General features: G+C 42.2%; 22 protein-coding genes. 16 read left to right on the forward strand and 6 right to left on the reverse strand.

The annotated features are described in order from the left end of the window. Positions 1 to 5 precede the first annotated feature (5 nt). From nuoG to FTT76_RS00590, 11 genes are all read left to right on the forward strand, one after another. Positions 6 to 2684 (forward strand): NADH-quinone oxidoreductase subunit NuoG, encoded by a 2679-nt coding sequence (gene nuoG / locus FTT76_RS00540; protein ID WP_180009323.1) that lies wholly within the window; start codon positions 6 to 8, stop codon positions 2682 to 2684. Positions 2685 to 2687: 3 nt separating this feature from the next. Beyond that, entirely contained in the window at positions 2688 to 3704 is a 1017-nt protein-coding gene (gene nuoH, locus FTT76_RS00545) for an NADH-quinone oxidoreductase subunit NuoH (protein ID WP_078191100.1), read from the forward strand. An 18-nt stretch (positions 3705 to 3722) separates the two neighbouring features. Then, positions 3723 to 4265, forward strand: a complete 543-nt coding sequence (nuoI, locus tag FTT76_RS00550) for an NADH-quinone oxidoreductase subunit NuoI (RefSeq protein ID WP_078191099.1) — start codon at positions 3723 to 3725, stop codon at positions 4263 to 4265. Then, on the forward strand, positions 4265 to 4783 hold the full coding sequence (gene nuoJ / locus FTT76_RS00555) for an NADH-quinone oxidoreductase subunit J (RefSeq protein ID WP_171262661.1): 519 nt from the start codon (positions 4265 to 4267) through the stop codon (positions 4781 to 4783). The genes nuoI and nuoJ overlap by 1 nt, the downstream gene beginning before the upstream one ends. Beyond that, positions 4783 to 5091: an NADH-quinone oxidoreductase subunit NuoK gene (nuoK, locus tag FTT76_RS00560; RefSeq protein ID WP_067665227.1), complete on the forward strand. Its 309-nt coding sequence runs from the start codon at positions 4783 to 4785 to the stop codon at positions 5089 to 5091. The genes nuoJ and nuoK overlap by 1 nt, the downstream gene beginning before the upstream one ends. Next, entirely contained in the window at positions 5088 to 6977 is a 1890-nt protein-coding gene (gene nuoL / locus FTT76_RS00565) for an NADH-quinone oxidoreductase subunit L (protein ID WP_078191097.1), read from the forward strand. The genes nuoK and nuoL overlap by 4 nt, the downstream gene beginning before the upstream one ends. A gap of 1 nt (position 6978) precedes the next feature. Then, positions 6979 to 8592 carry an NADH-quinone oxidoreductase subunit M gene (gene nuoM, locus FTT76_RS00570; RefSeq protein ID WP_078191096.1) on the forward strand — a complete coding sequence of 538 codons (1614 nt, stop codon included), beginning with the start codon at positions 6979 to 6981 and terminating at the stop codon, positions 8590 to 8592. A 3-nt stretch (positions 8593 to 8595) separates the two neighbouring features. Next, positions 8596 to 10140, forward strand: coding sequence for an NADH-quinone oxidoreductase subunit NuoN (nuoN, locus tag FTT76_RS00575; RefSeq protein ID WP_078192290.1), 1545 nt, complete (start codon positions 8596 to 8598; stop codon positions 10138 to 10140). A 126-nt stretch (positions 10141 to 10266) separates the two neighbouring features. Continuing rightward, a complete protein-coding gene (gene upp / locus FTT76_RS00580; RefSeq protein WP_180009325.1) occupies positions 10267 to 10902 on the forward strand; it encodes a uracil phosphoribosyltransferase in 636 nt (211 codons plus the stop codon). An 85-nt stretch (positions 10903 to 10987) separates the two neighbouring features. Beyond that, entirely contained in the window at positions 10988 to 11281 is a 294-nt protein-coding gene (locus tag FTT76_RS00585; RefSeq protein WP_078192288.1) for a cold shock domain-containing protein, read from the forward strand. 105 nt (positions 11282 to 11386) lie between these two features. Further along, the gene (locus tag FTT76_RS00590; RefSeq protein WP_180009327.1) at positions 11387 to 12142 is read left to right on the forward strand and encodes a cold shock domain-containing protein; all 756 of its coding nucleotides are present in this window, start codon (positions 11387 to 11389) and stop codon (positions 12140 to 12142) included. A 23-nt stretch (positions 12143 to 12165) separates the two neighbouring features. Here FTT76_RS00590 and gigC read toward each other — a convergent pair whose 3' ends face one another. Continuing rightward, the gene (gigC, locus tag FTT76_RS00595) at positions 12166 to 13044 is read right to left on the reverse strand and encodes a LysR family transcriptional regulator GigC (RefSeq protein ID WP_111884894.1); all 879 of its coding nucleotides are present in this window, start codon (positions 13042 to 13044) and stop codon (positions 12166 to 12168) included. An 85-nt stretch (positions 13045 to 13129) separates the two neighbouring features. On the opposite strand from gigC, the gene FTT76_RS00600 reads away from it, so the two are divergent. After that, positions 13130 to 13891, forward strand: coding sequence for a ferredoxin--NADP reductase (locus FTT76_RS00600; protein WP_180009329.1), 762 nt, complete (start codon positions 13130 to 13132; stop codon positions 13889 to 13891). 428 nt (positions 13892 to 14319) lie between these two features. Here FTT76_RS00600 and FTT76_RS00605 read toward each other — a convergent pair whose 3' ends face one another. The 5 genes from FTT76_RS00605 to FTT76_RS00625 all read right to left on the reverse strand — a co-directional run bounded on the left by FTT76_RS00605 (position 14320) and on the right by FTT76_RS00625 (position 18264). Beyond that, entirely contained in the window at positions 14320 to 15063 is a 744-nt protein-coding gene (locus tag FTT76_RS00605) for an amino acid ABC transporter ATP-binding protein (RefSeq protein ID WP_078191089.1), read from the reverse strand. Further along, positions 15060 to 15743: an ABC transporter permease subunit gene (locus FTT76_RS00610; RefSeq protein ID WP_168378570.1), complete on the reverse strand. Its 684-nt coding sequence runs from the start codon at positions 15741 to 15743 to the stop codon at positions 15060 to 15062. The genes FTT76_RS00605 and FTT76_RS00610 overlap by 4 nt, the downstream gene beginning before the upstream one ends. Further along, the gene (locus tag FTT76_RS00615) at positions 15743 to 16486 is read right to left on the reverse strand and encodes an amino acid ABC transporter permease (RefSeq protein ID WP_180007506.1); all 744 of its coding nucleotides are present in this window, start codon (positions 16484 to 16486) and stop codon (positions 15743 to 15745) included. Before FTT76_RS00615 ends, FTT76_RS00610 begins: the two co-directional genes overlap by 1 nt. A 70-nt stretch (positions 16487 to 16556) precedes the next feature. Then, positions 16557 to 17504 carry a transporter substrate-binding domain-containing protein gene (locus FTT76_RS00620; RefSeq protein WP_180004747.1) on the reverse strand — a complete coding sequence of 316 codons (948 nt, stop codon included), beginning with the start codon at positions 17502 to 17504 and terminating at the stop codon, positions 16557 to 16559. A gap of 337 nt (positions 17505 to 17841) precedes the next feature. Then, positions 17842 to 18264, reverse strand: a complete 423-nt coding sequence (locus FTT76_RS00625; protein ID WP_078191199.1) for a hypothetical protein — start codon at positions 18262 to 18264, stop codon at positions 17842 to 17844. A gap of 348 nt (positions 18265 to 18612) precedes the next feature. On the opposite strand from FTT76_RS00625, the gene FTT76_RS00630 reads away from it, so the two are divergent. The 4 genes from FTT76_RS00630 to FTT76_RS00645 all read left to right on the forward strand — a co-directional run bounded on the left by FTT76_RS00630 (position 18613) and on the right by FTT76_RS00645 (position 21481). Further along, entirely contained in the window at positions 18613 to 18891 is a 279-nt protein-coding gene (locus tag FTT76_RS00630) for a hypothetical protein (RefSeq protein WP_078191085.1), read from the forward strand. Positions 18892 to 19164: 273 nt separating this feature from the next. Further along, a complete protein-coding gene (locus FTT76_RS00635; RefSeq protein WP_180007507.1) occupies positions 19165 to 20943 on the forward strand; it encodes a mechanosensitive ion channel in 1779 nt (592 codons plus the stop codon). A 69-nt stretch (positions 20944 to 21012) separates the two neighbouring features. After that, the gene (locus tag FTT76_RS00640) at positions 21013 to 21195 is read left to right on the forward strand and encodes a hypothetical protein (protein ID WP_180189958.1); all 183 of its coding nucleotides are present in this window, start codon (positions 21013 to 21015) and stop codon (positions 21193 to 21195) included. A 124-nt stretch (positions 21196 to 21319) separates the two neighbouring features. Beyond that, positions 21320 to 21481, forward strand: a complete 162-nt coding sequence (locus tag FTT76_RS00645; protein ID WP_162689753.1) for a hypothetical protein — start codon at positions 21320 to 21322, stop codon at positions 21479 to 21481. Positions 21482 to 21543 lie beyond the last annotated feature (62 nt).

A 21543-nucleotide genomic window follows, 5' to 3' on the forward strand; every position in this document is an offset into this window, starting at 1 on the left:
CGACTATGGCTACAATTCATGTCGATGGAAAATCGTATGAAGTCAACGGCTCAGAGAACTTGCTACAAGCATGTCTTAGCCTTGGCATCGACATCCCATACTTTTGTTGGCATCCATCCTTAGGTTCTGTCGGTTCTTGCCGTCAATGTGCTGTGACTCAATACGCGAATCCTGAAGATACTCGCGGTCGTTTAGTTATGTCATGTATGACGCCTGCATCTGACAATACCTACATCTCGATTGAAGATGACGAAGCAAAAAATTTCCGTGCTTCTGTTGTTGAATTCTTGATGACCAACCACCCACACGACTGCCCAGTCTGTGAAGAGGGTGGTCATTGTCATTTACAAGATATGACTGTAATGACTCAGCATGACCGTCGTCGTTACCGCTTCACAAAACGTACGCATTACAACCAAGAGCTAGGCTCTTTCATTTCTCATGAAATGAACCGTTGTATCGCGTGCTACCGTTGTGTGCGTTACTACAAAGATTATGCAGGTGGTACGGACTTTGGTGTGTATGCAAACGCTTCGCGTGTTTACTTTGGTCGTCCAGAATCAGGTACTTTAGAATCTGAATTCTCTGGTAACTTGACTGAAGTTTGCCCAACAGGTGTATTCACAGATAAAACTCACTCTGAACGCTATAACCGTAAATGGGACATGCAGTATGCGCCAAGCGTATGCCAAGGCTGTTCTTCAGGTTGTAACATCTCTCCGGGTGAACGTTATGGCGAACTACGTCGTGTAGAAAACCGCTTTAACGGTGACGTGAACCAATACTTCCTTTGCGATAAAGGTCGTTTCGGTACAGGTTATGTGAACCGTGAAGATCGTCCACGTCAACCACAATTCCGCTCTGGTGCAAATGTGACTACAGTTTCTGTAGACCAAGCATTGGATACCGTAATTGAAAATATCCAAGGCAAAAAAGTATTGGGTATCGGTTCACCACGTGCGTCACTTGAATCAAACTTCGCGCTTCGCGAACTTGTAGGTCAAGACAACTTCTCAACAGGTATGTCTCAAAAAGAGCAAAAACTTGTTGAGCTTGCAGCTTCTATCATGCAAACCGAAGGTGTTTATAACCCAGGTATGCGTGAAATCGAAAGCTACGATGCTGTGTTGATTTTGGGTGAAGACTTAACTCAAACTGCACCACGTATGGCTCTATCTGTTCGCCAAGCTGCGAAAAATAAAGCCAAAGAAATGGCTGCAGAGCGCCGTACGCAAGAGTGGTTGGCTGAGCCTGTACAACGTATTGCTCAAGATGCGAAATCTCCGATTTACATCCTTGCTGCAACTCAAACACGTTTAGCTGATGTTGCAACAGGTGAAGTTGTTGCATCACCTAACGACATTGCACGTTTAGGTTTTGCGGTCGCAGCTGCTGTCAAAGGTGAAGTGATCTTAGGTTTGGATGACGATGCAAAAGCATTTGCACAAACCATTGCTGACACTTTAAAAGCTGCGAAAAAACCATTAATCATCTCTGGTACAAGCTTGCAAGACGCATCAATCATGGAAGCTGCTGCACAAGTTGCACAGAACCTTGGTAATGCGGGCTTAACATTGACTGTTCCTGAAGTGAACTCAATGGGCTTAGCGATCTTTGGTGGTCAAAGCTTAGAACAAGCATTTGCACAAGATTACGATACCGTGATCGTGGTGGAAAATGACCTTTATCGTCGTTTACCAGCCGCTCAGGTGAATGCTGCACTTTCTGGTAAAGAAGTGATTGTACTTGATCATTCTGAAACTGAAACTGTGAAGAAAGCCAACATCGTACTTTCTGCTGCTTCATTTGCTGAAGGTGACGGTACTGTTGTCTCTCAAGAAGGCCGTGCACAACGTTTCTACCAAGTGTATGACCCAAGCTACTATAAACCTGAACTTGCGATCAAAGAATCTTGGCGCTGGTTACATGCCATTGAAACTGGCGTGAAAGGCAAAGCCATTTCTTGGACACTTCTTGATGACGTGATCGAGTCAGTAGCGAAAAACGTTCCTGCACTTGAAGCGATTCAAGATGTCGCACCAGATGCTGGCTTCCGTGTACATGGTCTGAAAGTGGCACGTGAACCACGTCGTTACTCAGGTCGTACAGCGATGCGCGCACCACTTTCTATTCATGAACCAAAACAACCAGTCGATAAAGACTCTGCGTTGACGTTCTCTATGGAAGGTTATGTAGGTAACCAAACTCCAGCTTCACTTGTACCATTTGCTTGGTCTGCAGGTTGGAACTCTCCACAAGCTTGGAACAAATTCCAAGACAACGTGGGTGGTCACTTAAAAGGTGGTGATGCAGGCGTTCGTTTATTCGATCGTTTAGCGAAACGTCCAGCACGTACTTTCGTTGCACCTGCACCTGTTGCGGTTAATGGTGAAAGCTTCCGTCTTGTACCGATGCATCACATCTTCGCTTCTGGTGAATTTACAGTGAAAACACCTGCGATGGAATCACGTATTCCTGAAGCAATGTTTGCTGTGGGTGAGCAAGATGCAGCACGCTTAAATGTTCAAGATGGTCAACGTATCGCTGTGAAAGCAGGGGATGCAGAAATCATCCTTCCAGTTCAAGTGATTGAATACTTACCTACAGGTTATATCGGTTACCCAGTGGGTCTTGCACCTACAGTATCGCTTGCAGAACCTGTTTCAGTCGCGGTAGGAGTGTAATTCATGGAACAAGAATTAATCCGTCAAACGCCGCTGTGGGCTGAAAACTGGCCAATCGCCTATTCAGTTCTTCAAGCAATTGTGATCTTACTGGTTGTGGTATTGATCGCTGCGTTGATGTCTTTTATTGAACGTCGTTTACTCGGCTTGTGGCAAGACCGTTACGGTCCGAACCGTGTAGGTCCGGGCGGTATGTTCCAGATTGTTGCCGACATGCTGAAAATCATGTTCAAAGAAGACTGGACACCAAAATTTGCTGACAAATTGACTTTCCGTATGGCTCCAGCAGTGGCGATGGCAACTGCGGTGCTATCGTTCATGGTTATTCCTGTTTCACCTTATTTAGGTGTTTCAGACATGAGCATCGGTCTATTGTTCTTTATGGCAATGGCTGGTATTGCGGTATACGCAGTATTGTTCGGTGGTTGGTCATCAAATAACAAATACGCATTACTTGGTGGTTTACGTTCTGCTGCTCAAACCATTTCTTATGAAGTGTTCTTGGGTATTTCACTAATGGGTGTGGTTGCGATTGCAGGCTCATTCAACATGCGTGAAATTGTTGAAGCTCAACGTGATGTTTGGTTTGTTATTCCTCAGTTCTTAGGTTTCTTGATCTTCGTGGTTGCGGGTGTTGCGGTAACTCACCGTCATCCATTTGACCAACCAGAAGCAGAACAAGAATTGGCGGAAGGTTACCATGTTGAATACGGCGGTATGAAATGGGGTATGTTCTTCGTTGCGGAATACGTCAACGTAGTACTGATCTCTGCATTAATCGTGACTTTATTCTTCGGTGGTTGGTTAGCGCCTTTCAACCTAGATATTCCATTCATTCCAGCTGCGTTCTGGTTCATTATTAAAACAGCATTCTTTGTCATGATGTTTGTCTTGGCTCGTGGTTCTTTAATGCGTCCACGTTATGACCAAGTCATGAACTTTGGTTGGAAAATTTGCTTGCCATTGGCGTTGGTTAACCTTCTGGTAACTGGTGCTGTGATTCTGATGAATCAGGCCTAAGACAGCAGGGAGAATAAAATGTTTAAATTTCTAGCTGGATTTGGGTCAATTGTACGTTCGTTGTGGATGGTATTCTCACACGCGACACGTAAACGTGACACCATTTTATATCCAGAGGTTAAAGCGGAAGACATCGTACCACCACGTTTCCGTGGTCGTATCGTGTTAACGCGTGACCCTGATGGTGAAGAGCGCTGCGTTGCATGTAACCTTTGTGCGGTTGCATGTCCAGTCGGCTGTATTTCACTACAAAAAGCTGAAAAAGAAGATGGTCGTTGGTATCCGGAATTTTTCCGTATCAACTTCTCACGTTGTATTTTCTGCGGTATGTGTGAAGAAGCATGTCCTACAACTGCGATTCAAATGACACCTGACTTTGAGTTAGGTGAGTATGTTCGTCAGGACTTAGTTTATGAGAAAGAAAACCTTCTTATCTCAGGTCCTGGTAAATACCCAGACTATAACTTCTACCGCGTAACAGGCATGGCTGTTGCTGGTAAAGATAAAGGTCAGGCTCAACGCGAAAGCACACCAGTTGATGTACGGAGTCTATTACCATGATGTGGCCATTTTATTTGATGGCGCTTGTGGCCATCGTCTCTACCGTTCGTGTTGTAACTAACACGAACCCAGTACACGCTTTATTAAGCTTGATTATCTCTTTACTTGCAGTTGCAGGTATCTTCATGATCGTGGGTGCGCCGTTTGCCGGTGCCCTCGAAATTATCGTTTACGCTGGCGCAATCATGGTGCTATTCGTATTCGTCGTGATGATGCTGAATCTTGGTCAAAATACAGTTGAACAAGAAAGCAAATGGCTGACTTCTTCAGCGTGGGCATATCCTGCGTTGATGAGCTTTCTAATGGGTCTAATCCTTGTTTGGATGTTGAAGTCAGACTACACAACTGCAGGCACTGTCATGGGTGCTCAAGTTGTCGGTCCGAAAGAAGTGGGTACTTCACTCTTTACTCAGTACTTATTGCTGGTTGAAGTTGCTGCGATGTTATTGCTTGGCGCACTTGTCGCTGCATTCCATCTTGGCAAACGTGAGCCAGGTGCAGAAGAGGACAAAGAATAATGGGCAACATCCCTTTAGAACATGGTTTGATCGTTGCAACCATTCTTTTTGCACTGGGTTTTTACGGTGTGATGGTTCGACGCAACCTACTATTTATTTTAATGAGCCTTGAAATCATGATGAACGCTGCTGCTTTAGCGTTCGTTTTGGCAGGAAGCGCATGGGCACAGCCAGATGGTCAAGTGATGTTTATCTTGATCTTAACGCTTGCTGCAGCAGAGGCGTGTATCGGTCTTGCGATCGTCCTTCAGTTCTATCATCGCTTCCATCATCTGGATGTGGATGCTGCTAGTGAGATGCGCGGATGAGTTATTTATATTTAACAGTACTTTTCCCGCTAATTGGTTTTATCCTGTTGGCGGCAGGTCGTAAAAATCTTCCTGAATCAGTTGCTGCAATTATTGGTGCAGGTTCAGTTGGTCTTTCAGCTTTATTTGCTTTAATTGCGGGTATTGACTTTGTTAATAATGGTTCAGTTGCAACAACTCAGCATCTTTGGACTTGGTTCAGTGCAGGTAACTTAGCACCGGGCTTCACGCTTCATTTAGATGGCTTATCATTATTGATGATGGGCATGATTACAGGTGTGGGTTTCTTAATTCACATCTTTGCAACATGGTACATGCGTGGCGAAGAAGACTTTGCACGTTTCTTCTCATACTTCAACCTATTCGTAGCAAGCATGCTGCTTTTAGTGTTGGGTGACAACTTAGCGTTGTTATTCTTGGGTTGGGAAGGTGTAGGTCTATGTTCATACCTATTGATTGGTTACTACTACCAAACACCTGCAAACGGTTTTGCTGCAATTAAAGCATTCACTGTGACACGTGTGGGTGACGTATTCTTACTGATTGCATTGTTCTTGATCTACCAACAATTCGGCACTTTAAACATTGCAGAAGTTGTGGCTGCTGCGCCAACAGTTTTGGCTCAGAGTTCTTCGATTGCAATTTGGACTGCATTGATGTTGTTCTTGGGTGCTGCAGGTAAATCTGCTCAGATCCCATTACAAACATGGTTGGCAGATGCGATGGCTGGTCCTACACCAGTATCTGCATTGATCCACGCAGCAACAATGGTAACAGCAGGTGTTTACCTATGTAGCCGTATGTTCAGCGTGTTTGAACAAGCGCCAGAAGTGATGATGTTCATCTCAATCACAGGTGCGGTAACATTGTTGGTTGCGGGCTTTGCTGCATTGGTACAAACAGACATCAAACGTATTCTTGCTTACTCTACTATGAGTCAGTTGGGTTATATGTTTATGGCTGTAGGTGCTGAAGCTTACCAAGCCGGTCTATTCCACATGCTGACTCACGCATTCTTCAAGGCATTATTATTCTTGTCTTCTGGTGCTGTGATTTTGGCTTACCATCACGAACAAAACATCTTCAAGATGGGGGGGCTATTCCACAAAAACAAATTCTTGTTTGCTTGTTTCGCGATTGGTGGCGGTGCATTGGCAGCGATTCCATTCATCACGATCGGCTTCTTCTCGAAAGATGCGATTCTTGGTGCGGTATGGGTGAAAGGTCAAGCGATTGCAGTTTATGACTGCTTGTACTGGACTGGTGTAGCAGGTGCGTTCTTAACTTCAATTTATACATTCCGTCTTATTTGGGTTGTATTCTTTGGTAAAGAAAACACGCCTTACCATGAAATCAAAGGTGTTACTTACTGGGGTCCATTGGCGATTCTTGCAGTGCTTTCAACTGGTTTAGCTTATGTATTAAAAGCACCAGTAACGAATATTTTAAATGCTGCACAAATCCCAGCGTTTAATATTCCAGAAGCGCTAGAACATGGTATGCATAGCGCTGAATACACAGCTGTTGGTATTGCACTTGCAGGTCTTGCAGTGGGTGTGGTGTTATTTGCCTTTGCTTATGGTGCAGTGAAATCGTTCGCGAAAACTTCACTGGGCGCGGGTCTTGCAAATATCTGTCGTAATGCACTTGGTTTCGATGCTTTGTACAACATTGTTTTCGTTAAGCCTTATTTGCTACTGGCTAAAATCTTTGGTCGTGATCCAATTGACGGCTTATGGCTTGTATTGCCTGCACTTGTTAAAGGCGGTAATAGCTTTACAAGTTCACGTCAAACAGGTTCATTGCGTGAATACGCATCTAGTATGGCATTCGGTACGTTTGCATTACTATTGATCCTGGTCGTGATTCAGGTCGTGGGGAAATAAAATGGAAACTCCAAACAATTTAATTCTACCCGCTCTGATCCTTATTCCGTTCATTGCAGGTTTTGTATGCTGGCTTGTCGATAAACTCGACAAGCACTTACCACGCTATATTGCCTTAATTGGTATGCTATTAACGTTGGTGTTAACCGTCGTTTTATGGCAAAGCGGTACTTATAACTACGAGTTGGGTACACAAGCTCCACAGTGGGCTGCTCAATTTAACCTACCGTGGATTACCACTTTAGGGATTAACATTCACCTTGCGGTGGATGGTCTTTCACTGCTTATGGTGGGTTTAACTGCATTACTGGGTGTACTTGCTGTCGGCTGTTCATGGGGTGAGATTCAAAAGAACGTTGGTTTCTTCCACTTAAACCTACTGTGGTCTTTAGGTGGTGTGATCGGTGTATTCTTAGCGATTGACATGTTCCTATTCTTCTTCTTCTGGGAGATGATGCTAGTACCAATCTACTTCTTGATCGCACTTTGGGGTCATAAAGGGGCAGAAGGTAAGTCACGCGTTTACGCTGCAACTAAATTCTTTATCTATACTCAGGTTGCGGGTCTGATCATGTTGATCGGTATCTTGGGTCTAGTGGTTGTTGGCTTCCAACTTCACGGTCAAATCAGCTTTAACTATGACTTCTTGATGAGTGTTGCACACACTGTTGAGGCGAAAGCTCCAGCACTTGCGTATGCATTCATGATCTGTATGTTCATTGGTTTTGCGGTAAAACTTCCAGTTTTCCCATTACACGGCTGGTTACCAGATGCACATGCACAAGCACCTACAGCGGGTTCTGTCGACCTTGCAGGTATCTTGATTAAAACTGCGGCTTATGGTCTTTTACGTTTCGTTATTCCATTCTTCCCAGTAGCATCTGCTCAGTTTGCTGACATCGCGATCATTCTTGGTCTAATCGGTATTTTCTACGGTGCATGGTGTGCATTCCAACAAACAGACATGAAACGTCTGCTTGCGTACACATCTATTTCGCACATGGGCTTCGTACTTCTTGCTTTGTATGCAGGTAACATCCTGACATTCCAAGGCTTGATGATTATGATGCTGGCTCACGGTCTATCTTCTGCTGCATTGTTCATTATGTGTGGTCAGGTTTACGAACGTCTGCATACACGTGACATGCGTTTGATGGGCGGTATCCGTGGTCAGTTCCAATACCTTTCATTCTTCTTAATGTTCTTTGTTGCGGCACTTGTAGGTATTCCGGGTCTAGGTAACTTCATCGGTGAATTCCTGATCTTGATGGGTTCTTATGACAAGTTCCCTGTGTACACAATCCTTGCTGCAGTAAGCTTAGTATTTGCCGGTCTTTACGGTTTAATCCTGATCCACAAAGCGTTGTTTGGTACACCAAACGAAGAACAAAAACAGCATTACGCAAATCCGTTGAAAGACTTAAATGCGCGTGAAGTTGTGATTCTTTTAATCTGTGCTCTTGGTCTAGTATGGCTTGGTCTATTCCCACAAACTTTCCTTGATATTTCAAATTCAAGCATGGCGTGGATTGCAAATAGCTATATTCCAGTTCAAGAAGTCGTTGATGTTGTGCAGCAGATTGCTGTACAACCTGAAAATGTGGAGATGCAATAAGCCATGGACTTCACAATGTCATTTTCTGAGCTTATGCCATTAGCTCCTGTGATGATCGTGGCTTTAACTGCGATCGTCGTGATGTTGCTAATTGCAATCAAGCGTAACCACAATTTAGTTGCAACGACTTCCGTTATCGGTCTGAACCTTGCAGCCTTTTATATTATTTTTGTTTTCGTTGCAGGGCAGTATGCACCTGCAAACGTAATGAATTTGTTCATCGTAGATCCATTTACGATGTTGTACCAATTCGTGATTTTGATTGCAGCACTTGCTTGCTGTACATTGTCACATGCGTATATCGAAACCTATAAAGATAACCGTGAAGAACTTTATATCTTGATGCTGTGCTCTGTAACAGGTGCATTGTTAATGGTTGCAAGTTCTCACTATGCGTCATTCTTTATCAGCCTTGAGTTAATGTCGATTCCTGTATACGGCCTATTGGCTTATACACACCAACGTTCACAGTCGCTTGAAGCGGGTGTGAAATACTTGGTGCTTTCAGCAACCGCTTCTGCGATGTTGTTGATGGGTATGGCTTATGTATATGCGTATACAGGTACAATGGCATTCGTTGCTGAACCAGGCAAAATGTTCACAACATTCAGCCAACCGGGTGTAGTCCTTGGTCTTGCACTGATTGTATTTGCTGTTGCATTTAAATTGTCTCTTGCGCCATTCCACAAATGGACACCAGACGTGTATGCAGGTGCGCCAGCGCCAATCGCGACATTCTTAGCGACTGTGGCTAAAGTGGCAATGATCGGTCTATTCGTTCGTTATTTCTTGGCTTCTGGCTTAATCCTTTCTGACAGCTTCATCACGATCGTGACCATCATTGCAGTATTGTCTATCCTTGCGGGTAACTTACTAGCAGTACGTCAAGTGAACTTGAAACGTATCCTTGCATACTCTTCAATCGCTCACTTTGGTTACTTACTTGTTGCGATTGTCAGTGCACGTAATACTGACTTTGTTCAAGTACAAGGCTTTGCAACATTCAGCAGCGTCAACGTTTATGTGATTACTTATGTATTAACAACGATTGGTGCGTTCGGTGTTGTGACACTGATGTCTAGCCCTTACAACAACAAAGACGAAGCAGGTAGTCTTGCTGAGTACCGTGGTTTGTTCTGGCGTCGTCCAGTGTTGACTGCAACACTCACTGTCATGATGTTATCTCTTGCAGGTATCCCATTAACAGCGGGCTTTATTGGTAAGTTCCTTGTGATCAAAACAGCAGTTGCTGGTGGTTCATGGTTCTTAGCTGCAATGGTGATCCTTGGTTCAGGTATCGGTTTGTACTACTACCTACGTGTGATGGTTGTGATGTACATGACTCCACCGGAAAACCCACGTATCGACGCTGTCGATCATTGGGGTCAAAAAGTGGGTGGTATTATGGTGCTTGGCGCAGCTGCACTTGTGTTGTTGATCGGTGTATATCCAGATCCAATCATTGCAGTTTCTCAAGTGGCATACTTTGCGATCTCACCTGAATTACAACAGTTCATTTTTAGCTTAATTCAAAGTGGTTTTAACTAATGAATTAAGCAATTAATTTGCTTATTACAAAAAAGCCTCCTGTAAAGGGGGCTTTTTTATTTTTATCATTTGTTAAATAGCTTTATAATGGTTGAAATTTTATCTTAACCTTTTAGGTGTTCTCCCGTGGCTATCCATGAAATCCGTCATCCGCTTATTCGACATAAACTCGGCTTACTTCGTCGTGCAGATATTAGTACTAAAAACTTCCGTGAGCTTGCTCAAGAAGTGACTATGCTTCTGACTTATGAAGCAACGAAAGATTTACCAATGGTCGATCATGAAATTGATGGTTGGAATGGTAAAGTAACTGTAGATCGTATTGCCGGTAAAAAAATAACAGTCGTACCGATTTTACGTGCAGGTATTGGTATGTTGGATGGTTTCTTAAACCTGATTCCAAGTGCAAAAGTATCTGTATTGGGTTTAGAGCGTGACGAAGAAACTTTAGAAGCGCGTACTTACTACAAAAAATTAGTACCAGACGTACAAAACCGTTTAGCCATGATTATTGACCCAATGCTTGCAACAGGTTCATCGCTCGTCGCTGCTATTGACGTTCTAAAAGCCAGTGGTTGTAAAGATATTCGTGTCATGGTGCTTGTAGCAGCTCCAGAAGGCATTAAACGTGTGAATGAAGCTCACCCAGATGTGACCATTTATACAGCATCTGTAGACCAAGGTTTAAATGAAAACGGTTATATCGTTCCTGGTCTTGGCGATGCAGGCGATAAAATTTTCGGTTCAGTTCAAAAAGAATAATTTTTGCATCATGAACAGAAAAGGGGCTTTTATAGCCTCTTTTTTATATACTAAAGACATTGGAATAAATGGAATAGGGTACTTTATGAAGTCCGAACAATATAAAGGTAAAGTGAAGCAGTACAATCCTGAAAAGGGCTTTGGCTTTCTTTCATGTGAAGAAGGTGATGTATTTTTCCATATCTCTGACTTTCCCGCAGATGGTGTCGAGCCAAAACGTAATGATCGTGTGAAATTTAATGTGGTGAAAAATGGTGATCGTTATAAAGCCATAAACATTGAGCGTGAAGAAGACAAATCTGCAAAAGCTAAAAAATCTAAAGTAGTGGCAAATAACCAGTCAATTACTTCAGCTTTGCTTTCGAATTTGCGTAAATAATGTGATTGTAAGATTTCATGGAAATCTTTGAAATAAAAAGAGGTCTATCTGGCCTCTTTTTTATTATGATAAGAGTATTAAAAGAAAAGATGAGAGACAATTTTTATGTTTAAAGAGGGGAAAATCAAAAGCTATAACGTTGAGCGCGGCTTTGGATTTATACAACAAGATCAAGCACAGGATTTATTTTTTCATATTCGTGATTTTCCTAGCCGACACATCGAACCACGTGTTGGAGAAAATCTCAAATACAGGATTGAAGCAGATCAAGGTAAATTTAAAGCGGTAAATATCATCCGTTTAGATTTGAAAAAAAAGCAGTCCACTCATGAACAGATAAATCCGCCATTTGAATCAATGACAGATCGAGTGAACGATCAAGCTACTCCTCACGATACAGCCAAAGTCACAGTTTGGGGCAGTAAAATCTTCAGCATGATTGGACTCATTGTAATTCTAGTATTAGCTGTGGCTGTTTATGGGAAATATCAGCAGTACCAAGAACAGAAGCAGCTACATTTACAACAGCTCATGCAAGAAAATGAAAACATTGTAAAAGAACAACGTAAAGCTCAGGGGGATTTACCCGATCGGGTGCTGACTGAGCAAGGTGAAAAAAATCTATACGGCACAGCTTCAACGCAAGCTCAGTCTGTTGTTCAATACACTGCGCAGGCACCTTCTTCAAGTGATACGCCAAGGGCAGTAGAGAAAGCACAGTTTAGTTGTGATGGGCGTACGCATTGTAGTCAGATGCGTTCATACGAAGAAGCAGTGTTCTTTAATAATAATTGTCCAAATACGAAAATGGACGGCAATAATGATGGCGAACCATGTGAACGCCAATTTAAAAATAGATAAAAAAGCGCCTTAAGGCGCTTTTTTTATTTTTCACAAAATTGCATAAAGGCTTTGAGACCCGGTCCTTGGTATTTCTGACGATGTACCAACATGAATAATGGACGGGCTAGTTGCCAGAACGGCGTATCTAAAACCACCAATTGACCTTTTTCACGTAAAGGCTCAATCGCAAGTTTAGAAATACATGACATACCAAGACCACCTGCCACGATTTTTAGAATGGCTTCGTTATGACCCAAGGTTAAACGTATATTGGCATCTGGCAGGTCTTTTAAAATTGCGTTGTCAAATACTTCACGTGTGCCTGAACCTTCTTCACGTAAGATCCATTCCACGTTATCAAAGTCAGCTGCAGTGAGTGCACGATCCAACTTCGCTAAAGGGTGCTCTGGTGAACAGCACACGGCAAGTTCATCGTCACGCCAGTGAATACATTGCAACTGTGGCAGATGGCATGAACCTTCAATTAAGGCCAAATCCAACTGAAATTGGTTTACCGCTTCAATCATTTGGCGGGTATTGCCGACTTGAAGTTGTAAATGTGCTTGAGGCTGAATTTGTAAGAAATCTGCCATGAGGTCTGGCATCAAGTAGTCACTGATGGTTAGGGTCGCACCTAAACGCAGATCAATACTTTGTAGTTCGCCTTTGGCTGCTTGTTCAAAAGCTTCGCAGCGCCCTAAAATCTCCAAAGCTTGTGGCAATAAAAAACGACCCAAGTCATTCAATTGCAAGCGTTTACCAAGTCGGTCAAACAGTGGAGCACCGAGACCATCTTCGAGGTCTGCCAATGCCATACTTGCTGCACTTTGAGTAAGTTTGACAGCATCACTGGCTTTGGTAACGGTACCTTCTTGAGCGACTGCTACAAAAACAGCCAACTGGCGTAAAGTCATGCGCATGAATCAGGCCTTAACATTTAAAAAATATTAATAAATTATGCTGTCATGCTAACATGAGCACAGTCTGTCACGCCACGTTCAAATCATGTCAATTGAAAAATTTAGCTTAGAAAAGGTTTTATCTGTACACCGTTGGACCAATACTTTGTTCAGTTTTACCATGACACGCCCTGCACATTTTAAATTCACCGCTGGTCAGTTCGCACGAATTGGTTTGAAAGTGGGCGATGAATTGGTGGTTCGTGCCTATTCTGTGGTGTCGTCACCTTTTGATGAAACTTTAGAATTTTTCTCTATCGTCGTTCCAGATGGTGCGTTTACTTCAAATTTGCAGCATCTACAAGTGGGCGATGAGCTGTATTTAGAAAAAGTCCCTTATGGCTTCCTCACCTTGGCGCGTTATCAGTTGCCATTGCCAAAGGACTTATGGCTGTTGGGGACAGGAACGGGTCTTGCACCATTTTTATCAATGCTACAAGACTTTGAAACGTGGTCTAAATACGAAAAAATTAATCTAGTCTACAGTGTGCGTACAGCATCAGAACTGGCTTATGTCGAGCGTATTCAAGAAATCTCCGAGACCTTTGGCGAAGGGCATACGGGCTTCAAATTTATACCTATTGTGACACGTGATCCAAATGCACCGCTGCATGACCGTTTACCAGTTTTAATTGAAAATGGCGAGTTAGAACAGGCGGCAGGCTTAGCGTTTAATGTGGAAACGACGCATGTCATGTTGTGTGGTAATCCACAAATGGTTGATGACACCAAGGCGGCATTAAAGGCGCGTGGTTTGACTATGAACCGTCGTGGTGAAGGCAATATTGCTGTAGAAAATTATTGGTAATCTGCCATGAAAAAAAGCTCATCGATGGATGAGCTTTTTATTTTCGGAAATTAAATAACTGATGTTACGCATGCAAAAGTAATTTTGCATTTTTAAAATGATTTTTAAGCCAATTCGACGGAGTCTTACATCAAGGGAATGAATAAAGTGATTAGCCTTCGGCTGGAGGTACTCTTACGAAGCACGCTTCTCATTAGGCAAAATGAGAAGCGTGCTTCGCAAGGAAACCATCTTGCGGTGCAATCACCTCACCGACAAAACTCGTTCACAAGCGTCTAATTATCTAAAGTATCGCAAAAACATTTTTGATTAGAAGAAGTTCTATCTCAAACACTTGCGGATGACGTTACCGCGTATCGTACTTTTATTTGAATCAAATTACGCTTCTGATGTTACTTCGTAACATCAGTTAAATAAACGTTTTGATGTTAATGCAGAATTTTATTTAAGAACTGCTGCGCTCGTTCACCACGAGGAGCATTAAAGAAATCATCTTTGCTGCAGTCTTCTACAATTTTTCCTTGATCCATAAAGATCACTCGGTCTGCAACCTGACGAGCAAAGCCCATCTCATGGGTTACACACATCATGGTCATACCTTCTTTGGCAAGACCCACCATTACATCAAGCACTTCGTTAATCATCTCTGGATCAAGTGCCGAAGTTGGTTCATCAAACAGCATGGCAATCGGGTCCATACTGAGCGCACGTGCAATGGCAACACGTTGTTGCTGTCCACCTGATAACTGTGCAGGAAATTTAGCGGCATGCGCACTCAAACCCACACGATCTAAATAAGCCAAGCCTTTTTTCTTGGCTTCGGCTTCTGATCGACCCAAGACTTTAACCTGCGCAATGGTCAGGTTTTCGGTAATGGATAAATGTGGAAACAGTTCAAAGTGCTGGAACACCATACCGACACGACTACGCAATTTATTTAAATCGGTTTTTGGGTCATTAATGGAAATACCGTCGACTAAAATCGTACCGGCTTGAAAAGGCTCAAGTCCATTGACGGTTTTAATGAGCGTTGATTTGCCTGAACCTGAAGGTCCACACACGACAACCACTTCACCTTGTTTAATTTGAGTCGTGCAATCGGTAAGCACTTGAAAATCTTTATACCATTTACTGACATTTTGGAGGTCAATCATCGTTTTTTGATCGGTCATACACTTAACCTCCGTTGTAATTTTTTAACTGCATAGGTAGCGATCATACTAATAGTGAAATACACCAGACCGGCAAACAGAATGTATTGAGTTAACAATGACATGAGGTCGCCTCGAACATAGTTGGTGCGGAAAAAGTCTAACAGTCCGATGGCATATACCATGGTTGAATCTTGGAACAGAATGATGGTTTGCTGTAAAAGCAGTGGCGTCATTTTGCGAAAAGATTGCGGCAAAATAATTAAGCGCATCGCTTGGCTATAGCTCATACCGAGAGCATAAGCTGCAGAAGTTTGACCTTTAGGAATTGACTGAATCCCGGCACGGACAATCTCTGAAAAGTAAGCCGCTTCAAATAGCATGAAGGCCACAATACTCGACACGAGGGCAGTATCAATCGTCAGATAGTTACCTGTAATCCCTGTGTAGATAAAGGGTACGGCAAAGTAGAACCACATCAGCACCAAGAGCAAAGGAATAGAACGAAAAAGGTTCACATAGCCTTTAGCAAAAATATTAAATACTTTAATCGAGGACAGGCGCATCAACGCCAATAAAGTCCCAATAAAGACACCACCAATGGTTGCCGTGATCACCACTTTTAGCGTGATGCTGAAACCATGCCATAGTGCAGGGCCAGACGCTTGGAGGTCTTGAATAAAAGAACTGAGCCATTCCATTATTTATCTCCTGCAATTAAGCCAGGAACGCGTAGGCGTTTTTCCAGAAAATTCATGAAACCAATTAAACAGATGTTGATCACGATGAAAATAATGGTGACGTAGGTATAAATTTCGATGGTGTTTTGCGTGTATTCACTGATGGTTTTCATCTGCGAAATGATTTCTGCAACACCGACCAAAGACGCGACTGAGGTGTTTTTGACACAGTTGGTCAACTCAGAGCTGAGAGGTGGCAAAATCGTGCGGAATGACTGCGGTAAGATCACATAGCGGTATAGTTGAGCCGTACTAAATCCCATGGCATAACCTGCATTGGTTTGCCCCAAAGGAAGCGCTTCAATACCTGTCCTGACTTGCTCACAGACTCGTGCAGCTGTAAAAAGACCCAAGCCGACACTTGCAGAAATTAAGGCGGTCGTATTTGCCCCAAGGTCATTCATCCACCAGCTTTTAATCGCATCGGGGAGGAAGTTGGGTACAACATAGAACCATATAAACAGTTGAATCAATAAGGGTACATTTCGGAAAATAGTCACGTAGGCCGTACCAATACCTCGTGCTACAGGACTCGGTAGGGTACGCATAATACCCAAGATGCTGCCAAGCACCATCGCAATGCTCCATGCCACCAAAGCGATGACAAACAGCCAGCCGATCCCAATTAAAATCCAATTCAGGTAGGTCGAATCACCTACACCTGTAGATTGGAACAGCACACCCCAATTCCAGCTATAATTCATAGGAACTCCCTATAATGAGCTTAAGCCAAAATCCGTTTGGCTTAAGCATCTTTAGAATGTTTAGGGAAAGTTATTCGTCACGGTCATGTGGATTGCTAATCAATGCTTTTAATTGATCAGACATCGGGAAATTCAAATTGATATTTTTTGGTGGAATTGGCGTTTGGAACCATTTTTTATACATGTCATTGATTTCACCAGAGCTATAGGTCGCTTTGATTGCATCATCAACCACTTGTTTAAAGCCAGTATCGCCTTTACGTAGCATACAACCATAAATTTCTTGAATCGGTGCTGTACCCACGATTTCCCATTTATTTGGATCTTTGGCTTTCGATTTTTCACCCGCCAGCAAAATATCATCCATCATAAATGCCGCTGCACGACCATTTTGTAGCATGAGGAAAGACTCAGCGTGGTCTTTGGCAGAAATGACTTCACCAATACCTAACTCTTTTTCATGTTGACGAATATAACGCTCAGATGTAGTTCCTGCCGTGGTGACTAATTTTTTACCTTTAAGGTCAGCGAAGTCTTTAATCCCAGAGTCTTTTGCAGTAAGTAAGCGTGAACCCACTTCAAAGAAACCTGTTGAGAAATCAACTTGTTGTTGGCGTTCTTTATTGTTGGTGGTTGAACCACACTCTAAGTCGACGGTGCCATTAGAAACTAATGGAATTCGGTTTTGGCTGGTCACTAAGTTATAACGGATTTTTAAATCGGGAAGATTTAATTGTTTTTTTACTGCTTCAACTACTTTTAATTGAAGATCATGCGCATAACCCACAGGTTGGTTTGGATTATCTGCGATATATGAAAATGGAATCGATGAATCGCGATAGCCTAAAACAATCGTGCCCGATTTTTTGATCTTATCTAAAGTCCCTGAGTCAGAAACAGCAGCTTCACTTCCTGCAGCTTTATCCGTTGTAGGTGCTTTATTGTCACTACATGCGCTAAGCCCTAAAGTGAGCGCACTTGCACAGAACAAAGTTGCTAAATGTTTTTTTGACGTCATCGTTAAAACTCCTTTTACCCTGATTTAATATCCACTTTTTATGATCTTGTTACGTATTTAGTTTTATTGCTCTGTTTTTAAGAATGTTTCAACAATAAAAAAGAGATCATTTTCTACATCTTAGGTGATAAATCGAACAAGGCTCAAGCAAAATTTATTGCCGAATTGTTACTAAGAAATGGGATAAGTTATGAACATTTTTTATAAGAAAGTTTGCTATAAGTCATTAAATATAAAATAATTTAATTTTATTGTGAAATAGATAATGAAAATAAAAGGGCATAAAAAAACCTCCAAATGGAGGTTTTCGGGATTAAACTTTAGTTTAATCTCCGTGTTAATGCACAAACATATCCATAAATTCACGAATTTCTTGAATCGCTGTGTCTACGTCGGAAGTCAACCAAGTCGGTTCAAAAAAGCCAGCATAATGCTCCAGTCGATCTTGGGGAACAACTAAGCGAATCGGGCATTCTTCTTCGAGCAAGCGCCAAGGAATAATAGGCACTTCATTATCTAAAAAAGCCGCAATATTTCGAATATCAATCACCATCGCATTGATGCATTCAGGGAATGGCATCACTGAAAACTCTTCAGTACGTCGGCGGAAATATTCCAAATCACCCCATTTCAACACATAACTTGGCTTACTAAATTCAATAATGCCAATAAGATGCTGATCACGAGTGTAATGAAGGGAACATTGATGAGTGACGTCAGTGTCAAGATCAAGCGTTACACCTTGTTGATGGTACGCCATAGATTTGATAACAGGTGAAAAATAAGGTGCATGATTATAGCTCATTTCATTCATCAAAAGCAGAGAATTCCATCTAGCTCAAAAAAGCATTTATTTTTGCAACACTTGATACTCTGAAAATGAATACGATTGAAATGGTACATTCATTTCATGCTCCGATATTTTTACCTTAGCGATTGATTTTAAATCTAAAAATCAGTCATCTATTTAAACAGCAAGACGGATGTAAATTGAACTGATCTTTCAAGTTACATGTTTTCACGGATTGTAATTGTTCTTCACACAACAAAGGATATTGTATTGTTAGTATAAAAAGTGAACGACGAACAACAAAATAGCGAGGGGAATATGACACACGATTTTAATAAACCGCCCCATACCACCAGCGCAGAAGAAACAACACAAAAAAAACGTATCCCAGTGTATATGCTAATTTTAGTGGGTATCTTCTTAATCGCGTTATTGTTTTATATGTTTGCAGATATGAAACCGTCTGCTTCGGATGCACCACCTGATCATCCTGCACCCAATGCACAAACTGCAACTGCCAATGATACGACTAGCGGTACAGCGGGGGATGAAGCTGTTGCCAATGATTCAAATACTGCAACTGCGACAGATCATTGATGATAAATACATGAGTCAGATTTACATGATTGCAAGATCTGAACCTTAAGCATCTCATCAGAATGACACAAATAAAGCCTTGGTTATGCCAAGGCTTTTTTACATTCAATTGTGAGCTTTTGTTGGAGTTATGCATACTTTGGTTGATTAAAAAATACGCAAAAACTAAGGTGGAAAAGAAAGCTTAAGTTCAAAGCATTAATGCTGTGTGATACGCGGCATACGTAAAAATGCACATAACAACAGATCATGTATAACAATGAGGGCGAACGTATGAATGATTATCTGGGTGGTCCGCGTGGCCGTTTTGATGCCATGTATTATTGGGAACAGTTTCACCCCATTTTAAGTGCAGTAGCAATTCTCCTGATAGGTTGGGTCATTGCTTTATTGGTTGCTGCTGGCGTCAAAAAAGTTCTGCAAAAATTAGGTACAAATCAAAAACTTTCAAATGCAACTGGGCACCGTTCCAATGTTGAAAATATAGTCTCCAGAGTTGTGTTCTGGATAATTTTGATCATTGCCGTCATTGGTGCACTCAATGTACTGAATTTGACTAGTGTCAGTGGCCCATTCAGTAACATGATTCAGCAGTTCTTGTTATTTATTCCACAGCTCTTGGCTGCGGTAGCTGTAGGTTTTATTGGTTGGATCGTGGCGAGTTTGGTCAAAGTCGGTTCAAAGAAACTGCTTGATAAAACCCAACTCGATGAAAAACTTAGTTCTGAGGTTGGTGTCAGCCCAATCAGTCAAAATATCAGTGAAATTGTATATTGGCTGATTTTGTTACTTTTCCTACCGATTGTTTTATCGATCTTGGGTTTGAACGGTCTATTGTTCCCAATCCAAAATATGGTCACTGAAGTTGTTTCTTATCTTCCCAATATCTTTATTGCCGGTGTCATCGTCTTTGTGGGGTACATCTTGGCGAAGATTGTGCGAGGTATCGTGGAAGGCTTGGTGAACAGTTTGAGTTTGCAGCAGCAAGTCGAAAAAGTGGGCATGTTTAAAAACGCAAAACTTGCTCAAGTTTTGGGTAATTTTGTCTTTGCTATAGTTATTATCACTGCTTTAATTGTGGCTTTCGAAGCACTTGGTATCGAGGCGATTTCTCAGCCTGCAACAGCCATGTTGCATGAGATCATGTATGCGATACCGAACATCATTGCCGCAGGTTTAATCTTAATCTTGGCTTATGTGGTATCACGTTTTGTGGCACGTCTAGTGGTAGATGTGATCTCGGGTACTGGTGTCGATGCTGTACCAGAAAAATTAGACATTCAACGCTTTTTGGGCAATACCAAAGTGTCGGATGTGGTCGGTTGCCTGATCGTATTTTTCACCATGTTGTTTGCGGTATCTGAAGCTGCTAACCGTTTAGGCTTTGAGCAAATCAGTGCCCTTATTGCTATGTTTATCCAGTTCGGTGCAAGTATTTTACTTGGTGCTGTAATCTTGGTGGTGGGTTTCTGGCTTGCCAATATTGTGGCAAATGTGGTGCAACGAGGGGAATATAACAGTTCACGTTGGTTAGGTAATTTGGTTCGTGTGCTGATTATGGGCTTGGTTGTTGCCATGGGTTTGCGTGCCATGGGTATTGCCGACTCGATCGTGAATTTGGCCTTTGGTTTAACTCTCGGTGCGGTTGCAGTTGCTTTCGCTTTGGCCTTTGGTTTAGGTGGTCGCAATCCGGCGGAACGATTGTTATCAGATCTTATCGATAAAGCGAAACGTGAAGCCAACGAACCGAATCCAGTACAGGAACAGGCGAAGGCAAAAACCACCTTTAATACGCCTACATCGTCTGTAGCGAGTCCAACGCCATCAACATCTGTGATGACTTCTGAAGTGAAAATCGACGATGGCTATCCAAACATTCAACAGGCTGCACCCGGCGTCAGTGAAAAAGAAACGGCCACGCCAGATCAGTTGGATGTAAACCCAAGTGATCAACCACAAAATAATCCATTTGGATCGACAGGCGAGGCTGAAAAACAGGTCGATGCACCTTCGGCACCTGTAACTCCGCCAAAACCGGATGACCCTAATTAACCTGTTCCGTCTTTAGAAAATCGGCCACGCTTAAGTGGTCGATTTTAATGCTCTATTAAGGAATATTGTATGGCAAAAGCACCGAATAAATTTTTAGCCCCAGTGATTATTGCAGGGATCACGGTGGGTTTTTTGGCAAGCGCACGACGCTTTATTTTTGCAAAATCAAAACGCACTAATTTGGGGCAGGCAGAACAATCACCGCCAAACAGTGAAAAAAATTATACCAATCAGTCCAAAAATAATGATTGAAATTTACCCGAAAATTGGTATTTTAAGTAATAGTGATATATGGAATATTACTTAAAATATAAAAACTTAGGATTCATATTGCTGTCATGAATGACACTTATGATCCGTGCAAAGGAATGGCAAAATGGGGGTAATTTCAATGCTCAATACTTTAGTATCGACACTCAAACAAACCGCAAGTGTGCAACCACAACATATTTCAGTTGCCGTTGAAAAAATGGATTTGACGATTCAACGAACTTCGACGTCGTCGGTATCATTATTTAAAACTGACTATCTTGAATAAATCAGATCGGATAAGAAAAAGGGCTGAATGAATCAGCCCTTTTTTATGCAGAGATCATCTGC

This window comes from Acinetobacter sp. YH01009 (genome assembly GCF_013420765.1).
Lineage (GTDB): Bacteria > Pseudomonadota > Gammaproteobacteria > Pseudomonadales > Moraxellaceae > Acinetobacter > Acinetobacter amyesii.